The 304-nt window shown below is 58.2% G+C and carries 1 protein-coding gene; it reads left to right on the forward strand.

Features of this window, described 5'->3' with window-relative positions:
• Window positions 1-83: 83 nt before the first annotated feature.
• The coding region (locus tag QMF38_RS09585; protein ID WP_281759293.1) for a hypothetical protein at window positions 84-304 on the forward strand (221 nt) is incomplete at its 3' end.

Consider the following 304-nt stretch of genomic DNA (forward strand, 5'->3'; position numbering starts at 1 on the left):
ACGGTGACGGTCGTGAACTCGAAAGCGGATGAGATTGCTGCTGAAAAGGCGGCGACGCGGCGCTCGAAAGCCGGTGAGTAACGGTGAGTATGAATCCGCCGCTGTCAGACCCGATGGACTTCTACTCGTTTGGAGACGGATCGAACATTCGTCAGGGCACCAATCCGCCCTATGCGGTGAGTGACTTTCTCGCCGTGTATCCGCAGTTTGGCACAGACGCCAACGGTAACGCTATCGTACCGCAATCCGTTCTACAGACGTTCGTCACGTTGGCGTCGTCCGTGCTGCAACAGGTGCGCTGGCG

Source organism: Alicyclobacillus hesperidum subsp. aegles (assembly GCF_027923525.1).
Taxonomy (GTDB): Bacteria; Bacillota; Bacilli; order Alicyclobacillales; family Alicyclobacillaceae; genus Alicyclobacillus; species Alicyclobacillus aegles.